The organism is Martelella sp., assembly GCF_984369615.1.
Map to the genome: position 1 here is coordinate 1 of NZ_CFHTCS010000461.1, position 2,934 is coordinate 2,934.

Below are 2,934 nucleotides of genomic sequence, written 5' to 3' on the forward strand. Positions count from 1 at the left end.
TGAACGGCCACCTGCAGGGCCTGCCGTTGTCGATCACCGGCCGTTTGCCATGGTTCAACCAGACGACCTTCGAGAAGGCAGGTCTCTCGATCCCGACGACCTGGGCGGAACTCGAGGAAGCCGGCAAGGTGTTCAAGGAAAAGCTCGGCGACGACTACTATCCCTATGAGGCGACCGGTACCGACGGCCTCGACGCCCGTCTTCTGATGACGGCCTATCTCACCCAGAAGACCGGCAAGACGATGATCGATCCGGAAACGCTGGAGTTCAACTACTCCATGGACGAGATGGTCGACGCGCTGAACATGTACAAGCGTTACACAGACGAAGGCGTGATCATTCCCTGGCCGAAGGTCGCGGCCGGCGGCAATCTGGTTCTGCATGAAAACCCGGCCTGGGCCGATGGCCACATCGCGGGCACCTATCAGTGGGATACGGTCTATTTCAAGATTTCCGACCCGCTGCAGGAAGGCCAGGTTCTGGTTCCTTCCAAGATCCTGCTGGCCGAAGGCGCCACCAATGACGGCGTCTACCGCAAGCCGTCCATGCTGTTTTCGATCTCGCGCAATTCCGACAATCAGGAAGCGGCCGCCGAAGTGGTCAATTGCCTCCTGAACGACGAGGGCGCGATCGACATTCTCGGCACGACCCGCGGCATTCCGGCTTCCAAAAAGGCGTTCGATCAGCTGACGGCTGCCGGCGCCATCGAGCAGGAACAGATCGACGCGCACCAGATCATTCTGGATGCGACCGGTCCGACGATCTCCCCCTATTTCGAGCATCCGCAGATCGCCTCGGCGATCGGCGATACGCTCGAAGAGTTCGCCTATGGCCAGATCGACGCCGAAACGGCCGCCGATGACATCATCTACAATGTCAACGACGTGCTGGACCGCGTCCGCAACTAACCAAGCCTTCCGGGGGCGGCGCTTCTTGCCGCCGCCCCCTCTTTCCCAAATCCTTTTTGGACGATTGTGATGACTGCCATCGAGCTGCTCGCTGTCTCGGCGAGGACGGTGACCTTTGCTGTCTTTTCCGGCGAGAACAAATATTTCCTCAAGGCGCCCGTTTCCTGGCGGCTTGCAATGGAGAGCACCGATGAAACGGTGGCCGAAGGCGTGAGCGAGCGCACGGTGTTCTCGATCAACGGCCTTGAGCCGCACACCGCCTATCGTCTGGTTGCGGGCGGAGAAGTCTTCGATTTCGTGACAGGAAACGAAAGCGCATTCGTCGATGTTGCCGCCTGCGGCGCAAGCCTGCAATCGGAAAACAATGCCCCCGCGCTGCAGAAGGCGATCGATGGCCTGCCCGAGGGCGCGACGCTCCGTTTCGGTCCGGGTGTGTGGAAGAGCGGCCCGCTTTTCCTGAAATCCGGCCTGACGTTGCAGCTCGATGCCGGCGCCGTGCTTTATGGCATTGCCGACCGCGACCAGTACCCGATCCTGCCCGCCCGTGACGAAGACGGCCGCGTGCTCGGCACCTGGGAAGGCGTGGCAGAGGCCTGCTACGCCAGCCTGCTGACCGCCGTCAACGCGTCCGGCATTGCCATTGTCGGCGGGGGCGTCATCGATGCCGGCGGTGACCGCGGCGACTGGTGGAGCTGGCATAAGGAAACCCGCAATGGCGCGCGCCGTCCGCGCAGCCTGTTCTTCAACCGCTGCGAACATGTCACGGTCACCGGCGTCACCGTCCGCAACTCCCCGGCCTGGATGGTCCACCCGGTCTTTACACGCGACATGCTCGTTGCCGATGTGAAGATCGAGAGCGATCCGGATTCACCCAACACCGATGGCTTCGATCCGGAATGCTGCGAAAATGTCCGCATGCGCGGCATCCGCTTCTCCGTCGGCGACGACTGCATCGCCATCAAGGCGGGCAAGCGCGATCCGAAAGGCGGTCTCGACGGCCCGACGCGCAATATCCGCATCGAAAACTGCTTCATGGAACGCGGCCATGGCGGCGTCGTCATCGGCTCGGAAATGAGCGGCACGGTTTCCGGCGTCACCGTAGCGCGCTGCGAGATGCGCGATACGGATCGCGGCCTTCGCGTAAAGACCCGGCGCGGACGCGGCGGCTTCGTTTCCCGCATCCTGGTTGAGGATTGCGACATGGACAATGTCGTCAGCCCCTTTGTGATGAACGCCTTCTATTTCTGCGACGCCGACGGCAAGTCGGACTATGTCCAGTCGCGCGATCCGCACCCTGCCAGCGCGGTGACGCCGCGCATGTCGGACATCACCTTCCGCCGCATCGTCGCGCGCAATGTCCACACCGCCGCTGCCGCCTTTTACGGCCTGCCGGAAATGCCGATCGAGAATGTAACGATCGAGGACTATACCGTCTCCTATGCGCCGGACGCCGAAGCGCAGCCGCCGGTCATGGCCTGCCATATCGACCCGGTGCGCCATGGCGGCATCATTGCCGAGAACGCGGCCGTTACCGCCAGGAATGTCGTTTTCGTCAGGGAAGGGGCGGAAGAGCCCTATTACCGTCAGGCGCTTCTGCGCTATTGCGACGAATATGCCGCCGACTATCGCGCCTATAAGGGCGGGGCGCTCTGCTATGAGGATGGCTGCCTCTATCGCGGGCTGATCGCGCTTTACGAGGCGACCGGCGAAGTGCGCTGGTTCGATCATCTCGTCCGCCACATCAGCGCGCAGGTCGATGAAGACGGCGTGATGAACGGCTACGCGGCCGAGGATTTCAATATCGACAACATTTTGTCCGGCCGAGCCCTGGTGTGGCTGGCGCGGCGCACCGACGATCCGCGCTACCGCAAGGCCGCCGATGGGCCCGCGGCTCGTGCGTGCGGGCTCGCTGTGTGCCCGGGCGGCGCGCGGGGCGCGGGAATCGGGCGTGAGGCGGGTGCGAGGCGGCGCTCGGCGCGGGTGCGAGGCGGCGCTCGGCGGTGCATCTCGGCGGGGCCGGGCGAGG

2 protein-coding genes are annotated in these 2,934 nt (G+C 63.4%); both read left to right on the forward strand.

Features of this window, described 5'->3' with window-relative positions:
- Positions 1–908: ABC transporter substrate-binding protein (locus tag AC5DC2_RS22185; protein WP_491700056.1), on the forward strand; the 908-nt coding region annotated here is incomplete at its 5' end.
- A 69-nt stretch (positions 909–977) separates the two neighbouring features.
- On the forward strand, positions 978–2,934 hold a 1,957-nt coding region (gene pglA / locus AC5DC2_RS22190; protein ID WP_491700057.1), incomplete at its 3' end, for a polygalacturonase PglA.